17 protein-coding genes are annotated in these 19,989 nt (G+C 70.4%); 10 read left to right on the forward strand and 7 right to left on the reverse strand.

Annotation, left to right across the window (positions count from 1 at the left end):
* Positions 1–2 precede the first annotated feature (2 nt).
* A complete protein-coding gene (locus ABIA33_RS19545; protein ID WP_370083274.1) occupies positions 3–299 on the reverse strand; it encodes a DUF4190 domain-containing protein in 297 nt (98 codons plus the stop codon).
* Positions 300–302: 3 nt separating this feature from the next.
* Positions 303–476, reverse strand: a complete 174-nt coding sequence (locus ABIA33_RS19550; RefSeq protein WP_370083276.1) for a hypothetical protein — start codon at positions 474–476, stop codon at positions 303–305.
* Between the two features lie 107 nt (positions 477–583).
* Between ABIA33_RS19550 and ABIA33_RS19555 the strand changes: the two genes are divergently transcribed.
* On the forward strand, positions 584–1,210 hold the full coding sequence (locus tag ABIA33_RS19555; RefSeq protein WP_370083278.1) for a TetR family transcriptional regulator: 627 nt from the start codon (positions 584–586) through the stop codon (positions 1,208–1,210).
* A gap of 24 nt (positions 1,211–1,234) precedes the next feature.
* On the opposite strand, the gene ABIA33_RS19560 is transcribed toward ABIA33_RS19555, so the two are convergent.
* The 3 genes from ABIA33_RS19560 to ABIA33_RS19570 form a co-directional block, all read right to left on the reverse strand.
* Complete coding sequence (locus tag ABIA33_RS19560; protein ID WP_370083280.1) at positions 1,235–2,083, reverse strand: phosphatidylinositol-specific phospholipase C; 849 nt, start codon at positions 2,081–2,083, stop codon at positions 1,235–1,237.
* 185 nt (positions 2,084–2,268) lie between these two features.
* Positions 2,269–3,009, reverse strand: a complete 741-nt coding sequence (locus ABIA33_RS19565) for a Mut7-C RNAse domain-containing protein (RefSeq protein WP_370083282.1) — start codon at positions 3,007–3,009, stop codon at positions 2,269–2,271.
* A 109-nt stretch (positions 3,010–3,118) separates the two neighbouring features.
* A complete protein-coding gene (locus ABIA33_RS19570; RefSeq protein WP_370083284.1) occupies positions 3,119–4,996 on the reverse strand; it encodes a coagulation factor 5/8 type domain-containing protein in 1,878 nt (625 codons plus the stop codon).
* A 262-nt stretch (positions 4,997–5,258) separates the two neighbouring features.
* On the opposite strand from ABIA33_RS19570, the gene ABIA33_RS19575 reads away from it, so the two are divergent.
* The 4 genes from ABIA33_RS19575 (at position 5,259) to ABIA33_RS19590 (ending at position 9,064) form a co-directional block, all read left to right on the forward strand.
* Complete coding sequence (locus ABIA33_RS19575; RefSeq protein ID WP_370083286.1) at positions 5,259–5,630, forward strand: hypothetical protein; 372 nt, start codon at positions 5,259–5,261, stop codon at positions 5,628–5,630.
* 140 nt (positions 5,631–5,770) lie between these two features.
* Complete coding sequence (locus ABIA33_RS19580; protein WP_370083288.1) at positions 5,771–7,072, forward strand: GAF domain-containing protein; 1,302 nt, start codon at positions 5,771–5,773, stop codon at positions 7,070–7,072.
* A 63-nt stretch (positions 7,073–7,135) separates the two neighbouring features.
* Positions 7,136–8,659 carry an aldehyde dehydrogenase gene (gene adh, locus ABIA33_RS19585; RefSeq protein ID WP_370083290.1) on the forward strand — a complete coding sequence of 508 codons (1,524 nt, stop codon included), beginning with the start codon at positions 7,136–7,138 and terminating at the stop codon, positions 8,657–8,659.
* A gap of 15 nt (positions 8,660–8,674) precedes the next feature.
* Complete coding sequence (locus tag ABIA33_RS19590; RefSeq protein WP_370083292.1) at positions 8,675–9,064, forward strand: DUF779 domain-containing protein; 390 nt, start codon at positions 8,675–8,677, stop codon at positions 9,062–9,064.
* A 30-nt stretch (positions 9,065–9,094) separates the two neighbouring features.
* Here the strand turns inward: ABIA33_RS19590 and ABIA33_RS19595 are convergent, their stop codons facing one another.
* Both ABIA33_RS19595 and ABIA33_RS19600 read right to left on the reverse strand, forming a co-directional pair.
* Entirely contained in the window at positions 9,095–11,506 is a 2,412-nt protein-coding gene (locus tag ABIA33_RS19595) for a glycoside hydrolase N-terminal domain-containing protein (RefSeq protein WP_370083294.1), read from the reverse strand.
* Complete coding sequence (locus tag ABIA33_RS19600; RefSeq protein WP_370083296.1) at positions 11,500–14,538, reverse strand: glycoside hydrolase family 3 C-terminal domain-containing protein; 3,039 nt, start codon at positions 14,536–14,538, stop codon at positions 11,500–11,502. Before ABIA33_RS19600 ends, ABIA33_RS19595 begins: the two co-directional genes overlap by 7 nt.
* Positions 14,539–15,089: 551 nt before the next feature.
* On the opposite strand from ABIA33_RS19600, the gene ABIA33_RS19605 reads away from it, so the two are divergent.
* The 5 genes from ABIA33_RS19605 to ABIA33_RS19625 all read left to right on the forward strand — a co-directional run bounded on the left by ABIA33_RS19605 (position 15,090) and on the right by ABIA33_RS19625 (position 19,985).
* Positions 15,090–16,772 (forward strand): ABC transporter substrate-binding protein, encoded by a 1,683-nt coding sequence (locus ABIA33_RS19605; RefSeq protein WP_370083298.1) that lies wholly within the window; start codon positions 15,090–15,092, stop codon positions 16,770–16,772.
* A gap of 32 nt (positions 16,773–16,804) precedes the next feature.
* Entirely contained in the window at positions 16,805–17,809 is a 1,005-nt protein-coding gene (locus ABIA33_RS19610; RefSeq protein ID WP_370083300.1) for an ABC transporter permease, read from the forward strand.
* Positions 17,806–18,762: a carbohydrate ABC transporter permease gene (locus ABIA33_RS19615; RefSeq protein WP_370083302.1), complete on the forward strand. Its 957-nt coding sequence runs from the start codon at positions 17,806–17,808 to the stop codon at positions 18,760–18,762. The genes ABIA33_RS19610 and ABIA33_RS19615 overlap by 4 nt, the downstream gene beginning before the upstream one ends.
* Before the next feature lie 12 nt (positions 18,763–18,774).
* Positions 18,775–18,912 (forward strand): hypothetical protein, encoded by a 138-nt coding sequence (locus tag ABIA33_RS19620; protein ID WP_370083304.1) that lies wholly within the window; start codon positions 18,775–18,777, stop codon positions 18,910–18,912.
* 62 nt (positions 18,913–18,974) lie between these two features.
* Positions 18,975–19,985, forward strand: a complete 1,011-nt coding sequence (locus ABIA33_RS19625; RefSeq protein WP_370083306.1) for a LacI family DNA-binding transcriptional regulator — start codon at positions 18,975–18,977, stop codon at positions 19,983–19,985.
* Positions 19,986–19,989 lie beyond the last annotated feature (4 nt).

Raw genomic sequence — 19,989 nt, forward strand, 5'->3', positions numbered from 1 at the left:
GGTCAGATGCCGAGGTGCAGGGTGAAGCCGCCCGTGTGGGTGGCGATCAGGGTGCCGAGCACCACCAGGTCGGCGACGCCCAGGGCGAGGCCGAGCAGCGCGCGTCCCCGGCGCTCGGTACCCCGTACCAGCGAGACGACGGCGAGGACGAGTGCCAACGGGCCGAGGACGATGTTGAAGATGAACAGTCCCAGCAGCCCGAGGACGAACGACGCGACCGCGGTCTCGTCGCCCTCCCCCTTGCTGCGGGTCCGCTCGTCCGAGCCGTGGCCGTTCGCGGTGAGCTGGGAGGTGGCCATGGGTCAGCCCTCCTGGGCGGTGCGACGGCGGGCCCGGGCGACCCGCTCGCGGATGGCGAAGGCGAGCAGCCAGCAGCCGGCGACGGCGCCGGCGATGGCCAGGGAGGAGTGGCTCAGATAGGAAGAGGCGCCCCAGAGCAGGGAGCTGAGGGCGAGGAGTCCGACGAGGAGTGCCATGGCGCTTCCGTTCGCGGCAGTTGAGAGTACAGCTGTTCACTGACTGGTTTCAGATTACCCCGGCCCCCATGTCGCCATGCCGGGAGAACAGTTGTTTACTGTATGAGGTGAGCCACACTCTCGGGGTCCGGCAGGCCCAGAAGCAGCAGACCCGGCAGTCCCTCCTGGACGCCGGGTTGCGCCTGCTCGAACACCAGAGCCTGAGCAGCGTCGGCCTGCGCGAGGTCACCCGGGAGGTGGGCCTCACGCCCAGCGCCTTCTACCGGCACTTCCGCGACCTGCCCGAGCTGGGCGTGGCCCTGGTGGACGAATCCTTCGGCAGTCTGCGCGTGATGGTCAGGGCCATCCGCTCCGAACGGGCCGCCACGGACGAGGTGATCGACCGCACCGTCGACCTGATCGCCGAGTACGTACGCCGGCACCGCGCGCACTTCCGTTTCCTGGCGCGGGAGCGCCATGGCGGCGTGCAGCCGGTGCGCGACGCGATCGACGCCCGCTTCCGGCAGTTCGCCGACGACCTGGCCGGTGACCTGGCCGCGCAGCCGGAGTCCGAGGGCTGGGACCCGGCGGACGTGAGGATGCTGGCCGACCTCTACGTGGACCACGCGGTCACCACCGCCGCCGCCCTGCTGGAGGCGGAGGGCGACGCGGCCGCCGAAGCGCGCATCGCCGCTACCGCGCGCCGCCAGCTGCGGCTCATCAGCCTGGGGCGCCGGCACTGGCTGCGTGGCTGACGACCTGGGTCGTAACCTTCGGCGTCAGACGCCGAAGTTCAACGAGTACAGCGGGCGCACGCTGTCGGTGGTGACGAAGTCCATCGGTACGGTGCCGAGCACCGGCCGCCCGGCAGCGTTCAGCGCCGAGACGTAGCCGCTCAGTTCGGGCGCGATGGCGTCGGCGGCCGACTGCGGCCAGAGGCCCCAGCCGGAGCTGGAAGTGAACGTGATGAAAAGCTGCTGCGGGTTGGACGAGGCCCGCGCCGCGTCCAGGTGTGCGGACACCTCGGGCCACTTCCGGGAGTAGAGCTCGAAGATCGTGCCGATCTGGTAGTCGTCCTCGATATTGGTGAGCGAGCTGTTCCACGGGATGCCCGGCAGGCCCGAGTTGTTCGCGAGTACCACCACCTGTCCGCGCACCTCGCCGAGTTGGGGGATCCGGTCCTCGGCCCACAGCAGTCCCGGCCACCTCGAACGGTAGCCCGCGAAGATCGCGCCGAAGTCCGCGTCGGCGAGGGTCGAGTACTCCTGCTGGACCCGCATCATGATCGTCTCCTGCGGGTGCTGCGCCAGGAACGCCTGGCAGAGGTTGAGCACGTCGCCGAAGAAGATGTGCTGGAAGACCGGACCGTGGTGGATCGCGAAGACCCCGCTGATCGCCCGGCACCGGATGTCGAGGAAGCGGACGCCGGACGCCAACTGGTCGGGGATCGACAGCGTCTGTGTCTGCGTCAACGCGCCACCGTAGAGCGAACAGGTGTCGTGCGTTCCCGGAACGGTGAGCTGCGAGAGGTAGGCCTGGGAGCCGATCGCGCCCAGCCAGTCCGAGCCGGCCGGTGCGTCGGTCGCCCGCGCGGGCCGTGCCGCCACGGTGAGTCCGGATCCTGCCATGGCTGCCACGAGCGCGGAACGCGCGAACGTGCGCCGGCTCATCGACGTGTCGATCGGATGCATTCGCGTGGCCCCTCAGCGGCGTCCCCGGTATTGGCATGCACATATCACCAGAGACGAAGGGGGCTTGCATAGACCTCCCGCGCGAGGTGCTGCGTCAGAGGTGCCGCGTCGGAGGTGCCGCGTCAGGGGCGGGATGCGGACCGCTGGCCGAACTCGCGCAGCGCCTCCTCCACGATCGCGTTCAGATCGGCGTGATGGGCGCCTCGCCAGTAGACCTGCCCGCAGTCGGCGCACTGCGCGAACGCGTCGTACGAGCGCTCGGTACCGTGCTCCAACTGCTCGTGCACCGACGCCTTAGCCGCGTCGCGGAGCGTTCCGTTGCAGGCCGTGCACCTGGTCCAGGGGGCCAGCGGCGGTGCGAACCGGGCCAGCACGTCCCTGAGCTGGTCGGCGGGGTGGTGGCTGTAGATGTACGCGCCCGCCCAGATCTCCCGGCGCCGCAGCAGCCCCCGGTCGCGCGAGAGCATCACCCGCTGCTCGGCGGCCGAGCGCGCGGCCAGGGCCGGGTCGCCGATGTCCAGGTTCTCGTAGGCGGCGTCAACGCCCAGCAGCCGCAGCCGCCTCGCCAGCTTTCCGAGGTGGACGTCGAGCAGGAACCGGGCGGGTCCCGGGAGCCGCTGCGGCCTCGTCACCTCGCGGACCGAGACCTCCTCCCCGTGCCTGGGGATGTGCGAGGCGCGCACCTGCCGTCCCTCCACGAGAAGGGTCCCGACCTCGGTGAGCGGGACCCCCAGGGACTCCACGACGTGGCCGAGCGTCGAGACGCCGTCGGTGCCCACCGCCGACCGTCCGGCCCGCTGCGCCGCCGCGACGAACACGTGCAGCTCGGGGGAAAAGCTGATCCAGATCTCCGATCTCTCCACCTGGCCAGCATGCCAGCGGACGGTAGGCCGCTGCCATCGCATTCCGGCAGGTGACCGGCCTGGCCCGGCATCGGCCGCCTCCCGGGGGGAGGCGGCCGACGGTGCAGGGTCAGCTCGCGGGGTAGCTGACCACGTCGACCGGGACGGTGGCGGTGCCCTGCGCCGCCGCGCCGTAGTCGTTGACCACGTGGTCGATCACCCCGACGCCGCCGAGGGAGACCGTCAGCAGGTCGTGGAACTTCACGCCGGGGGTGACCGGGGCCTCGAAGCTGCGGGCGGCGTGGATCGTCGGGTCCACGTTGAAGAAGCAGTAGCTGCCCAGGCCCCAACCCTCGTGGTGCTTCACGGTGTCGGCCACCTTGTAGGCGGCGTAGCCGTTGACGCCGTCGTGGGTCCAGGCCGCCTGGTTCGGCGGGTCGTAGGGCAACTCGTTCTGGAACATGATCGTGCGGCCCTTCTCGCCGTTCCAGATCACGTTGTACTTCTGGTAGTGCTCCACGAACAGCCCGGTGGCGATCACGTTGTCGCCGTTCACGACGACGCCGGTGTCGGCGGTGTTGACGGTCCAGCCGACGCCGGTGCCGTGGTCGGCACGCCAGGCCCAGACGTTGTCGAGCAGCACGTTGTCGCTGTTGACGATCAGGCTGGTGGTGGCCTTGCCGGGGCCCGCGCCGCCGATCCGGAAGAACACGTCCTGGACGGAGGTCGGATCGTAGGGGTCGGTCCAGCCGCCGTGCTCGCTGCCGATCTCCAGCAGCACGCGGGAGTTGACCGGGCCGGCGTCGAACAGCAGGCCCGAGATCCGCACCCCCTTCACGTCGCCGACGGTCATCGGCACCACACCGTCCAGCGGCGTCAGCGTCGGGAAGCCGAGACCGAGCACCACCGTTCCGGCTCGCTTGACCTTGATGGTCCCGTTCAGCTGGTAGACACCCGGCGTCAGCAGCAGGTGCCTGCCCTGCGCCAGGGCCTCGTTGATGGCATGCACCGAGTCGGTCGGCCTGGCCAGGAAGAACCGCTCGATCGGGATCGAGGAGCCCGCCGTGGGGCCGCCGCTCCAGGTCGTCCCGACGGCGTCGTGCCGCGGCGCCGGAAGGAAGACCCGGTAGCCGCCGGACGCGTCGAGGTACAGGAACGGCTTCTCCCTGCTTCTGGGGCTGGTCGGCAGCGTCGTGTACGGCGGGTTGGGAAAGCACTGCGCGGGCGCGCCGACCACGCCGGCGAAGACCTGGTTCCACACGCCGTTGGACCAGCTGCCGACAGAGCTGTCCCGGGTGAGCCACTGCTGCTGGGAGGCGTTGATCACTTGGCCGTCCACGGCTGAGTCGGCGATGAAGCCGCCGCTGGAGTAGCCGCCCTGCCGGGGGAAGAGGAAGAGCCGCCCGCGGATGTGCACCCGGCGCAGCGGCGCGGCCTGGGAGACCGCCCACCAGTTGATGCCATCGGTCGGATTCACCGCCAGGTTCTCCGCCGACCGCCAGAAGTTGGTGAGCGCGCTGTAGCTGCCGTCGGGCTGCCGCTGCCCCTCGACGCGTACCTCCCCGTTGATGGTGACGTCGTCCGGGGACAGGCCCAGACCGGCGACCGACGTGTAGTAGCCGAGCTGCGCGTCGACGTTGTAGGTGCCGGGCTTGAACAGGAAGGCGTAGCGCTGCGATCCGAACTCGTTGGAGACCTGCTGCTGGGTGGCGGCGTCCAGGACCGCCTGGATCTGGCTCGCGGGCATGCCGGGATCGAAGACGGTGACGTTGGGACCGAAGTCCGGCTGCGTCGGCGTGGACAGGGAGGCGCCGGGGGAGGTCCCCGGGGAGGCCGCGGGGGCGCTCGCAGACGCGACGGTGGCGCCGGTGGCCAGCGGGAGGACGGCCGCGGCGGCGGCCGTGGCGATGAACGAGCGGCGGGTCAGTCCTCCGCCGCTCGCGGACTGGTGCTGCTGTTCCGGAAGTTCATCGTGACGTCCACTGTCTGCGGCCCTGAACGAAGACATGAGCTACGACCTACCTTCTCTGGACGTGGAGCCTGGAGTCGGGCCGGCCGCTCGGCGACGGGCGGGTGGAGCGGCCGTCGGACTGAGAGCGCTTTCTCGAAGACGTACAGTGGTGCCCGCGTGACCACCTGTCAAGGCTGGGACGGCTGTTGGGGCCGGGACGGGTTTTCCTGGAACTACGGCTCGCCCGCCGCCGTGGAGCGGGTAGTGTCCGGACCCGCCCGGCACCCGCGCTCCGACCTCACACGACAGGGATACCGCCATGTTCGTCCTCGCCGTCGCCCTGACCGTCCTGCTCCTGCTGGAGGTCGTGCCCTCGGCTGTCGTCGCGGTGCCCCGGGCCAAGGTGGGCCTGGTCCGGCTGGACCAGCTCACCCGGCTGGGGGTGCTCGAAGGGCGAAACCTCTGGGTCGTCTCGCTGCTGGGCGTGCTCCACACGCTTGCCACCGTCGGGGTGCTGGTCGGACTGAGCGTTCCCCCGGTCGGAGTCGCCGGAGCCGGCGTGGAGTTGGCCGTCTTCGGCTGGGTCCTCTCGCGGCAGGTGCGGGCCGGCGACCGTGGCCGCGCGCTCGGCGCCTACACCCTCTTCGCCTGCATGGCTCTCGCCGTTCTCCTGGTGGACCTGCTGCGCTGAGCAGTTGAGATCGCCCCGTCATGGATTGCCCGGTCCTGGACCGACCGGTCTTGTGCCAATGCTGGCTGGGTCGTTGCGCCGGGTGCGCGGCGGAGACAGTATCGATATCGATCCAGTGCTGTCGGCGGTGGTGGGGACTGATGAGCGGCAACGGCTGGCTGGCTGAGGTCGGTACGGACCCGCAGGCGCGGGCGCGCCAGATCGCGCACGCGCACGCGGCGTTCGTGTCCACCCGGGAACTGGCGGGATCGAGCACCGGGCTGCGCGAGGTGGTCGCCCAGTCCTGGCTCCGCTCGTCCGACGCCCACGTCGACCAGGGCACCGACCCGCCGGTGACGCTGCTGGACGACGACCTCCTCAGCTACCGCGCGTCCCACCCGCTGGCCCAGGTCATCGGTGTGCTGCGTCAGATCGTCGGCACCGCCGCCGAGGACGGGGACCATCTGATGGCGGTGTCGGACGCCGCCGGCCGCCTGCTCTGGGTCGAGGGCCATCGCGTCGCCCGCGCTCGCGCGGCCCGGATGAACTTCGTCGAAGGCGCGCTGTGGGACGAGGCGCACGCCGGCACCAACGCCCCTGGCACCGCCCTCGCCCTCGACCATGAGGTGCAGATCTTCGCGACCGAGCACTTCCGGCAGACTGTGCAGGCCTGGACCTGCGCGGCCGCACCCATCCACGACCCGGTCAGCGGCCGGATCCTGGGCGTCATCGACATCACCGGCGGCGACAACGTCGCCAACCCGCACAGTCTGGCTCTGGTCCGGGCGGCCGCTCGGGCCTGCGAGGCCGCGCTGTGGCTGCCCCGGTCGTGCGAGACCGCCGCGAGGCTGGAGACGCTGGGCCGCAGTGAGGGGGTACTGCTGCTGGGCGGCCGGACCGTTCACCTGACCCGGCGCCACGCCGAGATCCTGATCCTTTTGATGCTGCATCAGGAAGGGTTGACCGGAGAACAGTTGGCCGACCTCCTCTACGAGGACGCGGCCAACCCGACCACGCTGCGGGTGGAACTGACCCGACTGCGTCGGATCGTGGGCGACCTGCTCGGATCCCGGCCCTACCGGTTGACCTCGGCTGTCGGTGCGGACTTCCTCGACGTCGCGGCCGCGCTGCACCGGCGCGACCTCGCCGCCGCGGTCGCCGCCTACTCCGGTCCACTGCTGCCGAGTTCGGAGGCCCCCGGGGTGTGCGCGCAGCGGCGCTGGCTGGACACGCAGCTTCGCGCCGCCGTGCTCGCCTGCGCCGACACCGACACCGTCCGCAGCTGGGCCGACCGGATCGGGTTCAACGATCTGCAGGTGTGGGAGCGGCTCGAGGCGATCTCTCCCTGCCAGTCCCCGAACCGCGGCGTCGCCGCCGCCAGGGCACGCCAACTCCGTGCGGAGTACGGCCTGATGGGCCACGCCCGGCACGATGCAACGTTCGCGCAACGTCCCCGGAACTAGCGTGCCGAGCAGAGTCTGACCGTCCAACGACGGGCGGCAGCCAGCCTGACGGAGGTCACCACCATGGCCCGCTACGCAGCGCCGGGGGAGTCCGGCGCGAAGATGAGCTACCTGCCGCGCTACGACCACTGGATCGGCGGCGAGTTCGTGCCGCCCGCGCAGGGACGCTACTTCGAGAACCCCACGCCGGTGACCGGAGCAACCTTCTGCGAGATCGCCCGGGGCACAGCCGAGGACGTCGAGCGCGCCCTCGACGCCGCCCACGCCGCCGCGCCCGCCTGGGGTCGCACCCCGGCCGCCGACCGCGCCAACATCCTGAACCGGATCGCTGACCGGATGGAGGCCAACCTGGAGGCCCTCGCGGTCGCCGAGACCTGGGAGAACGGCAAGCCCATCCGGGAGTCCCTGGCCGCCGACATTCCGCTGGCCATCGACCACTTCCGCTACTTCGCGGGCGCGATCCGCGCGCAGGAGGGCTCGCTCGCCGAGATCGACGACGACACGGTGGCGTACCACTTCCACGAGCCGCTGGGCGTGGTCGCGCAGATCATCCCGTGGAACTTCCCGATCCTGATGGCCACCTGGAAGCTGGCGCCCGCGCTCGCGGCGGGCAACGCCGTGGTCATCAAGCCCGCCGAGCAGACGCCGGCGTCGATCCACTTCTTCATGAGCCTGATCGCCGACCTGCTGCCGCCGGGCGTCGTCAACATCGTCAACGGCTTCGGCGTCGAGGCGGGCAAGCCGCTGGCGTCCAGCCCCCGGGTCGCCAAGGTCGCGTTCACCGGTGAGACCACCACCGGGCGGCTGATCATGCAGTACGCCAGCGAGAACATCACGCCGGTCACCCTGGAACTCGGCGGCAAGAGCCCCAACATCTTCTTCGACGACGTCAGCGCCGCCCGCGACGACTTCCTGGACAAGGCACTCGAAGGCTTCACCATGTTCGCCCTCAACCAGGGCGAGGTATGCACCTGCCCGTCCCGGGCGCTGATCCAGGAGGGACACTACAGCGAGTTCCTGGACGCCGCGGTGGACCGCACCCGGCGGATCGTGCAGGGCCACCCGCTGGACACCGGCACGATGATCGGCGCGCAGGCGTCCAACGACCAGCTGGAGAAGATCCTCTCCTACCTGGACATCGGCCAGCAGGAGGGCGCGAAGATCCTCATCGGCGGGGCGCGGGCCGAGCTGTCCGGCGAGCTGGCCGGCGGCTACTACGTCGAGCCGACGATCTTCGAGGGCAACAACGCGATGCGGATCTTCCAGGAGGAGATCTTCGGCCCGGTCGTGTCGGTGGCGCCCTTCGCTACCTACGACGACGCCATCAGGATCGCCAACGACACCCTCTACGGCCTCGGCGCGGGCGTGTGGACCCGCGACGCCACCACCGCCTACCGCGCGGGACGCGCCATCCAGGCCGGTCGGGTGTGGACCAACTGCTACCACGCCTACCCGGCGCACGCTGCCTTCGGCGGCTACAAGGGCTCCGGCATCGGGCGCGAGAACCACAAGATGATGCTCGACCACTACCAGCAGACCAAGAACCTGCTGGTCAGCTACTCGGCCAAGAAGCTGGGTTTCTACTAGGAGCGAGCGGCCGCCATGGCAACCGACGAGGTGTCACGAGTCGCCGTCACTCCGGCCGCCGAGGACCTACTGCGCACGCTGTACGCAGCGAACGGTCCGCTGATGTTCCATCAGTCCGGTGGTTGCTGCGACGGCAGCTCGCCCATGTGCTACATCGAGGGCGAGTTCCGTACCGGAGCGTCCGACGTGCTGCTGGCCGCCCTGGAGGTCGACGGGGTCACCGAGCCGGTGACGTTCTGGATGTCCAGGGACCAGTTCCAACGCTGGCGCCACACCCACCTCACCGTGGACGTGGTGTCCGGGCGGGGCGGCGGGTTCTCCCTGGAGGCGCCGGAGGGGATGCGGTTCCTGATCCGCTCCCGCCTGCTCACGTCCGAGGAGGTGTCCCTCCTGGGAGAGCCCTGATCGCCCCGGGGATTGCTTGGCCGGCACCGGTCAGCCCGGAACGAGCTGGTACCGGGAGTTGGCCTGCGCCGGGAAGCTGCTGCGGCAGACCTCCCCATGGTCGATGGCGTGGGTGGCCGCGACGGGCCGGTCGTCGGGGCCGACCACCAGCGGAGCGCTGCCCCGGGCAGGGGTGGTCACGGTGACCACCCCTGCCCGGGCCGTGTGCAGGGTCGCGCGTTCCAGGTGGTGGTCGATCCACTCCAGGTCGACGACGATTCCCCCGTGCCCGCGTAGCCCGTGCACCGAGCCCGTGCCCCAGGCGCGGGGCAGGGCGGGAAGCAGCCGGATACCGTCCGGCTGGTTCCGGAGCAGCAGTTCGGCGATGGCGGCGGTCGCGCCGAGGTTGCCGTCGATCTGGAAGATCCTCGGGGGGTGCAGGTCGAGCAGGTTGTCCGCGGTGGAGCCGGCCAGCAGAGCGGTGACGCTGCGATGGGCCAGCTCGCCGTCGCCGAGGCGCGCCGCGAGTGCTGTGACCCATGCCAGGCTCCAGCCGGTGCCCCCGCCACCGTGCTCCAGCCGGAGGTGCAGGGCACGGCGCGCGGCGTCGAGGAGCTCCGGTGTGCCCTCGGCGGTGACCTGTGATCCGGGGTACAGGCCGTAGAGATGGGAGAGGTGCCGGTGGCCCGGGTCCTCGTCGGCGAAGTCGTCCCACCATTCGAGGAGGGTCCCGTCGGGACCGGTGAGCGGACGGCGCAGGCGCGCCCGGGCGGCGTCGAGGCGGGCGGAGAGGTCGGCGTCCGTGCCGAGGAGGGCGGCCGCCCGGCTGCAGGAGGCGAAGAGTTCGTCGATCAGCCAGTAGTCCATGGCGGTGCCGGCCGAGACCGCGACCAGCGAGCCGTCCGCGGCGTGGAAGCGGTGCTCGGGGGAGGTGGACGGGCAGCTGACGAGAGCGCCGTCGCCGTCCTCGGTGAGGAAGTCCAGCAGGAAGAGCGCCGCACCGCGCATCGCCGGGTAGGCGCGCTCGGCCAGGAAGCTGTGGTCGCCGCTGTAGAGGTAGTGCTGCCACAGGTGTGCGCACAGCCAGGGCCCGGCCATCGGCCAGTTCGCCCACTGCGGCCCGCCGTCCACCGGGTTGGTGCTGCGCCACAGGTCGACATTGTGGTGCGCGGCCCAGCCCCGGCAGCGGTAGTACGCGGTCGCGGTGCGCTGCCCGGCCTCGGCGAGGTCGGCGATCAGATCGAACAGTGGCTCATGGCACTCCGCGAGACCGGTGGACTCGGCCGGCCAGTAGTTCATCTGGGTGTTGATGTTGGTGGTCCAGTCGCAGTTCCAGGGCGGCCGGACCTCGCGGTTCCAGATGCCCTGCAGATTGGCGGGCTGGGTGCCCGGTCGGGAGGAGGCGATCAGCAGGTAGCGGCCGTAGTTGAAGTACAGCGCCACCAGCCCCGGGTCGTGCCCGCCCGCACGGACGGCGGCGAGGCGCTCGTCGGTCGGGCGCGCGCTGCTCGGGCGCTCGTCGGTCGGGCGCGCGCCGCTTGGACGCGCGCCGTTCGGTGGCGGGTCGCCGAGGCGGAGCCCGGCACGGTCGAACAGGCGGCGGTGGTCCTGGACGTGCTCGGTGTGCAGCTCGGCGAAGGGGCGGTCGGCGGCAGCGGTGAGGGTGGCGGAGAGCTGGCCCCTCATCATCGCGTCGGCGCCGGTCGGCGTTGTGCGCCAGTCCCGGAAGCCGGTGCCGGTGGCCACCAGGATCGTGGCGGCGTCGGCGTCCGCGACCGTGATGCCGCCGTCGGGGTGGGCGGTGACGGTTCCGCCCTCGGTCAGGACCCGCAGCCCGATGCCGAAGCCTGTTCCCTCCTCCGGGGCGTATTCCACGCCGTCGGCGGCGATCCCGGCCGGTGCCCGACCCATCGTCAGTTCTCGCTCCCGCGTGGTCGGGTGGGGCGAGGAGATGCGAGCGGTGAACCCCAGCCGGCCTGCGGCCGAGCAGCTGATCCGGTGCACCAGGACCTGGGAGGGCGCGGAGACGAAGCTGGTGCGGGTGTAGTCGACGCCGCCGCTGGTGCAGCGGACCGTGCCGGTGGCCGTCCGCAGGTCGAGCGAGCGCCGGTAGCCGGTCGCTTCGCCACTCTCGCGGTAGTCGACATGAAGCGTGCCCAGTGGCTGGTAGGCGTCGGTCGGAGGGCCCTGCATCGAGCCGGCGAGCTGGTCGGCGCGCACGTAGTCGCGGTCGACCAGCACCGCCTGCCGCAGGGCGTCCAGGTGGTCGGCCGCCCGGTAGTCGTTGCGGTCGCCCGGTCCACCGGACCACAGCGTGTCCTCGTTCAACTCGATTGTCTCGCTCCGTAGCTGGCCGTACAGCATGGCGCCGAGGCGCCCGTTGCCGAGGGGGAGCGCCTGGAGGAACGAGGCGGCGGCCTCACCGTAGTGGAGCAGGGACTCCTCGCCGGACGCGCTCAGCACAATCCGCTCCCGTCCTCGGCCGGGATGAGGGTGAACGCGGCGAGGCGCTGCTCTCCGCGCAGCACCAGGCGCAGGTCGTGTACGCCGCTCACTTCGCCGCTCAGCGGAGTGTCGACCGAGGTCCAGGCGTAACGTCCGCCGGTGCAGGGGACGTTGACGCGCGCGAGCAGCCGGCCCTCGGCGGGCGAGCCGGCGTGGAGCTCCAGGACGGCACTGCCGGGTCCGGTACGCGAGACCTCGGCGCGCAGTGCGAGCGGTCCACTCGTGCCCAGGTCGACCGAGCGGAAGACCAGGACGGCGTGCTCGGCGCCGGCCGTCGGTGTCACCGCGTCGCCTTCGGTGCGCGTAGCGTCGACCAGGGTCACGCCTGTGCTCTCGTCGAAGTCGACGGCCAGGACTCGTCGTTGGACCATCGCCCGGGGGGCGGGGGCCGGGCCGGTCACGGTGAGCCGCGCAGGCTGCCCGAGCTCGGCGGAGGAGTGGCCGACCAGGATCTCGTACGCGCCGGGGTCCACCGTGAACGCGCCGGTGGCGACGTCCCAGTGGGCCAGGGCGGAGGCAGGGAGGGTGAACTCCAGGACGCGCTGCTCACCGGGCGCGAGGGTCAGTTTGCGGAAGTCCACGAGCGTCAGCTGCGGCGCGAGGTAGCGCGCGCCCAGCGCGCGGGCGTACAGCTGGACGGTCTCGCGGCCCTGGCGCTGCCCGCTGTTGGCGATCTCGACGGTGACGGTCACGGTGCCGTCCTGGGCCGTGTCCGGTTCGGAGAGGCGCGGGTCGGAGTGGGTGAAGCGGGTGTACGACAGGCCGTGGCCGAAGGGGTAGAGCGGCGCCGCCTGGTGGTACAGGTAGGTCCATCCGCCGCTGATGACGTCGTAGTCGAGCCGCGCGGGCAACTCGTCGTCGCCCCGGTACCAGGTCTGCGGGAGGCGGCCCGAAGGGTCGGCCGCGCCCAGCAGCACGTCGGCCAGGGCCCGTCCGGTCTCCTGCCCGCCGTGGGAGGTCCAGACGACGGCGGGCAGGTGCTCGTCGGCCCAGTCCACGGCATAGGGGTAACTGCTCATCACGACGAGGACGGTGTCGAGGCACTCGGCCGCGACGGTGCGCAGCAGCGCCTCCTGCGCCGCTGGGAGGGAGGTGTCCTCGCGGTCCTGCGTCTCCCTGCCGTTGATCAGCGGGTTGTTGCCGAGGACGACGATCGCGGTGTCGGCCCCGCGCACAGCGGCGAGTGCGTCGGCGGTGCCGTCCCGCAGCACGGTACGGGTCCAGCGTTCCGCGTCGGCGGGGTCGGTGGCCGTCACGGTGACCCGGCCGCTGGCCGGGTCGACCACCGCGTAGCGGCCGTTGTGGATGTTGCGCAGCAACTCGCTTCCGCCGGGCCCTGGTTCGAGCCAGAAGGTCTCGTGGACGTCCCAGCCGTTGGGCTGGACCTGGTCGGCGGCGAGGGTCGCGTCGGTGTCCCTGAGGCTCAGGTAGCGGCCGGTGCGGGCGTTGCGGAGCGTCAGAACGCCGCTGCCCCAGTCGAAGAGGTCGAAGCCGGCCGTGGTCTCGTCGTCGACTGCCTCCCCGTCGGGCCTCTGCTCGTCGCACCCCCGGTCGTCGGGCCTCCGGGCGACCACCGGACCGCTGGGGTCGTCCATGGCCACGGAGAGCCGTCCGCCGGTGGAGGCCGCGGTGAGGGCGACGCGGTCGACGCCCTCGGTGCTGACCACCTCGCCGCCGGTCTCGCCGCCCGCCCCGCGCAGGGCGGCGCGGAGTCCCGCGCTGACGGTCGTCCGGTAGGGCATGGTGCCGCTGTACCAGTCCTCGTAGAGGGTGTCGGCGAGCGGTCCGACGACGGCGACGCGGCGACCCCCGGCGGCGGGCAGGGGCAGCAGCCCGCGCTCGTTTCTGAGCAGCACGACGGACTCGGTGGCGGCGCGCAGCGCGAGTTCGCGGTGCGCGGGGGAGTCGACGACGTCCCAGCCGGTGCTCGCGTAGGGGTCGAGGCCGGGGTCGAACTCGCCGAGGCGGAAGCGGATCGACAACTGTCGGCGGACGGCCCGGTCGACGTCCTCCTCGGTGAGGAGGCCGCGGCTCAGGGCCTCGCTGATCCGGTCGAAGGTGGTCCGGGTGTCCTCGCCGTGGTCGGTGAAGCTGTCGACGCCCGCGCGCAGGGCGGCGGCGTGGGATTCGGCGTGGTCGTCGAAGTAGTGCTCGGGGTCGACCAGGTTGGACGGCGCCTCGGCGTCGCTGACCACGAACAGCTCGTGCCCGGTCGGCGCGGCCCAGCGCCGCAGCTCGGCCTCGACCAGCGGACTGACGTGGCAGGGACGGCCGTTGACCAGGTTGTAGGCGAGCATGGCGCCGGTCGCGGAGCCGGAGGCGACGGCGGTGCGGAAGGCCGCTAGGTCGTACTCGTGCAGGACCCGGGGGCGCAGCCCGGAGGAGGTGGTGCAGCGGTCGTCCTCGTTGTTGTACGCGAGGAAGTGCTTGAGGATGGGTGCAGTTCGCAGGTAGACCGGGTGGTCGCCGGCCAGGCCCCGGCAGTAGGCGTCGCCGAGCCGCGCGGTGAGCAGCGGGTCCTCGGCGTAGCCCTCCTCGTTGCGGCCCCAGCGCGGGTCGCGCAGCAGGTTCACCACGGGGGCCCAGGCCTGCAGGCTGTTCCTGCCCTCGCCGACGACCGGCGGCCGGTGGTGGTGGAAGGCGCGCACTTCGGTGCCGACGACGGCCGCGACCTCGCGCAGCAGTTCCTCGTCCCAGGTCGCGCCCAGGCCCACGGCCTGCGGGAACACGGTGGCGGCGCCGAGCCAGCCGACGCCGTGCAGTGCCTCGGTGCCGGTGCGGAAGGAGGCGACGCCGAGACGGGGGACGGCGGGGGAGTACTGGTGCAGCATCGCGACGCGCTCGTCAAGGGTGAGCCGGCCCAGCAGATCCCGGACGCGCTCGGGCAGCGGCAGCTCGGGGTCGCGGAAGGGGAAGGTCCCGTCGGCGGAACGAGGCTCTGCGGCCTGATGGTCGTCTCGCTGGTTCACGGACGCGGAGGCAGTACTCACCTGGTGGACCCCTTGGGACGGCTGGAAGTGCTGGAGCGGCTGGGCGGTGCCGGCCATGCCGCTACGGAGCGGGGGAGCGCGGGCTGCTCACTGGAGGCTCGACGCAGCAGCGATGTTGAAACGCTTCGAAGGTGGCATGGCGGGCAGACGCGTGTCAACCACGAGGTAGATCCTTCCCCCGCGACCGGAGTCCCGGCCTTCCCTCGACTCCCGCGCGCAGACCCGATCACGCCATATGAGCTGGCAGGTAGTGAAGTTGACGGCGCTTTGGGGCCGGGCGCCGGTGCGGCCCGGGCGCCTCGGAACGGTCGGGAAATATTTGTTCATCCTCTTGTCGAATCAGTAACCCGTCGTTAGTCTCGCCGCAATATCGAAGCGCTTCGACGCTTGGCCGCGAACCTGACGTACCGCCACCCCGTACGCACGCCGTACGCACCCCGCACGCACCCCGCACGCCCACCCCGCACGCCACCGCGCCCGGCGCCGCCCCTCGCGCGGCGCACCGCAGCAGCTGATGACCGGAACCTCAAAGACGAAGGGCCGCACCGACCATGAGCAGCATCGAGATGAACCGCAGATCCGTCCTGCGCACCGCCATCGGCGTCGCCGGAGTCGCCGCGATGGGGCCGCTGCTGAGCGCCTGCGGCAACGGGAGTGCCGGCAAGAGCGGTGCGAACACCAAGTCGGGCCTCGCCGCCGCGCTGCCGACGTATGTGGCGAGCAATGCGGTCACCCCCGACATCCCCTCGGTGACCGGGGGCGGCGGCGCGCTCACCGACCCGGGCTTCCTCAAGTACCCTGCGAACCTGGTCAAGACGGTCAGCGGCACCCCCGGCTCGGGCGGCAGCTACACCGCGGTGACTCCGTTGTGGGGCACCATCCCGGCCGCCGACAACGCCTTCTACCAGGCGGTGAACAAGGCACTCGGCGCCACGCTGACCATGCAGCCGGCCAACGGCGTCACCTACAACAACACCATCCCCACCCTGACCGCCGCCAAGAAGCTCCCGGACTGGATCCAGCTTCCCGGCTGGTGGAACGATCTCTTCAACGTGGGCGAGCTCTGCGGTACCCAACTCGCCGACCTGACGCCCTATCTGGCCGGCGACAAGGTCAAGCAGTACCCCAACCTGGCGGCCATCACCACCGGCGCCTGGCAGGCCGGGGTCTGGGACAACAAGCTCTACGGCATCCCCACCTTCTTCAGCGGCCAGTCCTTCTCGGGGCAGTTCTACTACCGGGCCGACGTCTTCGAAGCGAAGGGCATCCCGGCGGACAGCGTCAAGTCAATCGACGACTTCTTCGCCCTGGGCGCCGAGCTCACCAGCGCCAAGGCCAACGTCTGGGCCTTCGACGACGTCTGGACCTGGTTGGCGCAGCCCTTCGGGATCTCCCAGAAGTTCACCGTCACCAACGGCAAGCTGGTGCACAAGTACGAGCAGCCGGAGTTCCTGGAGGCGCTCAGCTGGGCGTACAAGCTGGCCAAGTCCGGCTATCTGCACCCGGACGCGCTGGCGGGCAACAACAACGACGCCAAGACCCGCTTCTACGCCGGCAAGGTGCTGATCAACGGTGACGGACAGGGCGCCTGGAACTCCGCCGACGCGCAGGCCGGAACCGCCGCCAACAAGAGCTACCGGCGCGCCTCCTTCCCGCTGTTCTCCGCGGACGGCAAGGCCACTCCGTCTATCTACCTCAACTCCTCCTCCGGCATGTTCAGCTACCTCAACAAGAACCTCTCGCCGAGTCAGATCAAGGAGTGCCTGGCCATAGCGGACTACCTGGCTGCGCCCTTCGGCACGGCCGAGTACACGCTGATCAACTTCGGCGTCGAGGGCGTCGACTACTCGATGGGCGCCACGGGTCCCGTCTACACCACCGCGGGACAGGCAGACGTCCAGCAGCAGACCTTCCCCTTCCTGGCGACGCCCACGAACGTGGTGTCCAACCCGGGCTTCGACGAGATCACCAAGGACCGCTGTGCCTGGAACGCGGCGGCGGGCAAGTACGCCTACAAGCCGGTGTTCTGGAACATGAACATCACCGTTCCGGCACGCTACGCGACCGCCAACGGCGGCCAGGCCGTCGAGGACACCATCAAGGACGTCTACCACGGCATCAAGCCGGTCTCGGCCTTCCAGGACGCGGTCACCGCGTGGAAGAAGAGCGGCGGCGACGCCCTGGTGCAGTGGCACCAGACCGAGATCCTGGACAAGACCGGCACCGGTCAGTAGTCGCGGCAGGACGAGCAGGACAAGGAGGTACCGTGGCCGCGACAGTGACCACAGACGGTGCGGGGTTCCCGGAACGGGATCAGCAGGCCGCGCAACGCACGGCGGCGGATCAGGCGGTCCGCACGCGCAAGCTGAACTGGCGGATCCGGCTCCGCCGGGACAAGTCGCTGATCCTGATGACCCTTCCGGCCGTCGTGCTGCTCCTGGTGTTCAACTACCTGCCGATGTTCGGCACCGTGACCGCCTTCGAGTTCTACGACCCGCTGGTCGGCGTGCTGCACAGCCAGTGGATCGGCCTGGACAACTTCCGGCAGCTCTTCAACGACCCGCTGTTCTGGGAGTCCCTGCAGAACACCCTGGCGATCAGCGCCCTCCAGTTGGTGCTCTTCTTCCCCATTCCGATCCTGCTGGCGCTGCTGGTCAACTCGATCATCAGCCCGCGGATCCGGAACGTCATCCAGTCGATCACCTTCCTGCCGCACTTCTTCTCCTGGGTGCTGGTGATCACTCTGTTCCAGCAGATGCTCGGCGGCGCGGGACTGCTCAACCAGTTCCTGCGCAACCACAACATGGGCACGTGGAGCGTGATGACCAACCCCGCGACCTTCAAGCTGCTGGTCACCTCGCAGGTGGTCTGGAAGGACGCGGGCTGGGGGATCATCGTCTTCCTGGCGGCGCTCGCGGCGATCGACCAGAACCTCTACGAGGCCGCGGCCGCAGACGGGGCCGGTCGATGGCGTCGGATGTGGCACATCACCCTGCCCGGGATGCGCGCGATCATCGTGTTCATGCTGGTGATGCGCGTCGGCAACGCCCTGAACGTCGGCTTCGAGCAGATGCTGATCCAGCGCTACGCCGTCGGCCACGACGCCGCCGACGTGCTGGACACCTTCGCGTTCTACTACGGGATCGGAACCAACAACTACGGCTACGGAGCTGCGGCCGGCATCTTCAAGAGCGTCATCTCGCTACTGATGATCCTCGGCGCCAACAAGCTCGCGCACGCCTTCGGCGAGGACGGGTTGTACCGGAAATGACCGACACGCTGATCAAGCCCTCCCGAGCCCTCGGACTCCGGCGGCCGCGCGACCCCAACCGCCCGATCTGGGACGAGCAGCCCAGCGTGGCGGGGCAGGCGACCAAGGGCAGCATCCTCACCGTCGTCATGGCACTGATCATCGTGCCCGTCTACGCGGTGGTGCTCACCAGCTTCTCCACCCAGGGCTCCATCAACCGGGCCGGCGGGCTGGTGCTGGTCCCCGACGGCCTGACGCTGAACTCCTACCGGCAGATGCTCAGCGGTGGGCCGGTCGCGCGGGCGCTGTTCGTCAGCCTGGGGATCACCACCGTCGGCACGGTGGTCTCGATGGTGGTGTCGGTCCTGTGCGCCTACGGCCTCTCCCGGGCCCGCTCGCTGGCGCACCGATTCCTCTTGATGATCCTCGTCGTCACCATGTTCCTGAGTGGCGGGTTGATCCCCACGTTCCTGGTCGTCAACGGGCTGGGCGGGTTCAACCAGTACTGGGCACTGATCCTGCCCAGCGCGGTGTCGGTCTTCAACATCCTGGTCCTGCGGTCCTTCTACTCCGGTACCGCGTCGGAACTGATCGACGCCGCCCGGATGGACGGCGCCAGCGAGTGGCGCATCCTGTGGTCCGTCGTCCTGCCGACCTCGCGAGCCGTGACGGCCGTGATCACCCTCTTCTACGCGGTCGGCTACTGGAACTCCTTCTTCAACGTGATGCTCTACATGCCGACCGCCAGTGAGAAGTGGCCGCTCCAGTACGTCCTGTACGAGTACGTGAACCTGGGGATGAACATGCCGGGCCAGGTGAACGCCGGCTACGGAGTGGCAGGCCACCAGGCCACGACGCCGCTCGCACTGCAGATGGCCGTGGTGGTCCTCACCCTCGTCCCCATCGCACTGATCACCCCCTTCATGCAGAAGCACTTCGCCAAGGGCATGCTCACCGGCGCCGTCAAGGGCTGACGCTCCCCACCCATGTCCATGGAGGACCCTCCACGCACGACGTCCGCGCACGACGAAGACAACGGGCGCGGCATCGTCAACACCGACACCGCACGCTGGAACCAGGACAATCATGACGCGACCGACCCCGACGACCACGCAGCACGTTGACCCCGCACGCTCGGGGCCGGTCGCGGCACCATCAGCAAGCGAGCAGCAGGGGGAGAACTGACATGGTGACACTCGCCGAGGTGGCCCGGCAGGCGGGCGTCTCGCCCAGCACGGTGAGCTACGTACTGAGTGGGAAGCGGACGATCTCGGAACCCACCCGCGTCCGGGTCGAGAAGGCGATCAGCGACCTCGGCTACCATCCCAACGCGGGCGCCCGCGCCCTCGCCGGGAAGCGCTCCCACATCATTGCCCTGGTCGTGCCGCTGCGCACCGACGTCTACGTCCCGATCATGATGGAGATCGCCATCGCGGTGACCATGGCGGCCCGGCAGTACGGCTACGACGTGCTGCTCATCACCAACGACGAGGGCCCGGAGGGCGTGCGCAGGGTCGCCGCCAGCGGGCTCGCCGACGGCGTCGTGCTCATGGACGTCGAACTCGACGACGAGCGCATCCCGATCCTGCGGGCCCTGGACAGCCACGCCGCGCTGATCGGCCTGCCGGCCGACTCGCACGGCCTGGCCTGCGTCGACCACGACTTCACCGCCGCCGGGGCGCTCTGCGCCGACCACCTCGCCGACCTGGGACACCGTGACGTCGCCTTCGTCGGCTACGCCCCGCAGGTCTACCAGCGGCACGCCGGATACGCCGAGCGGACGCTCACCGGATTCCGCGAGCGCGCCGCCGAACGTGGCCTGCGCATCCTGCACCGCCCGTGCGAGGGCACCTACGAGAGCACGGCGGGGACGCTCGCCCGAATCCTGGAGGACCGGCCCGCCACCACCGGCTTCGTGGTGCAGAACGAGGGCGCCCTCGGCCCGCTGCTCAGCCTGCTGCGCACCAGCGGCCGAATCGTCCCGGAGGACGCCTCCGTCGTCGCCCTCTGCCCCGAACAGCTCGCCGAGCAGAACTCCCCTCGACTCACCGCCGTCACCGGCCCCGCGCAGGAACTCGGCCGCCAGGCGGTCGAACTGGTGATGAGCCGCATCGAGGGCGGCACCCCGCCCGAGATCACGCTGCTGACCCCTGTCCTGACCGTCCGCGAGAGCACCGGGCCGGCGCCGCAGCACTGACCAC

The organism is Streptacidiphilus sp. MAP12-16 (assembly GCF_041262165.1).
Lineage (GTDB): Bacteria > Actinomycetota > Actinomycetes > Streptomycetales > Streptomycetaceae > Streptacidiphilus.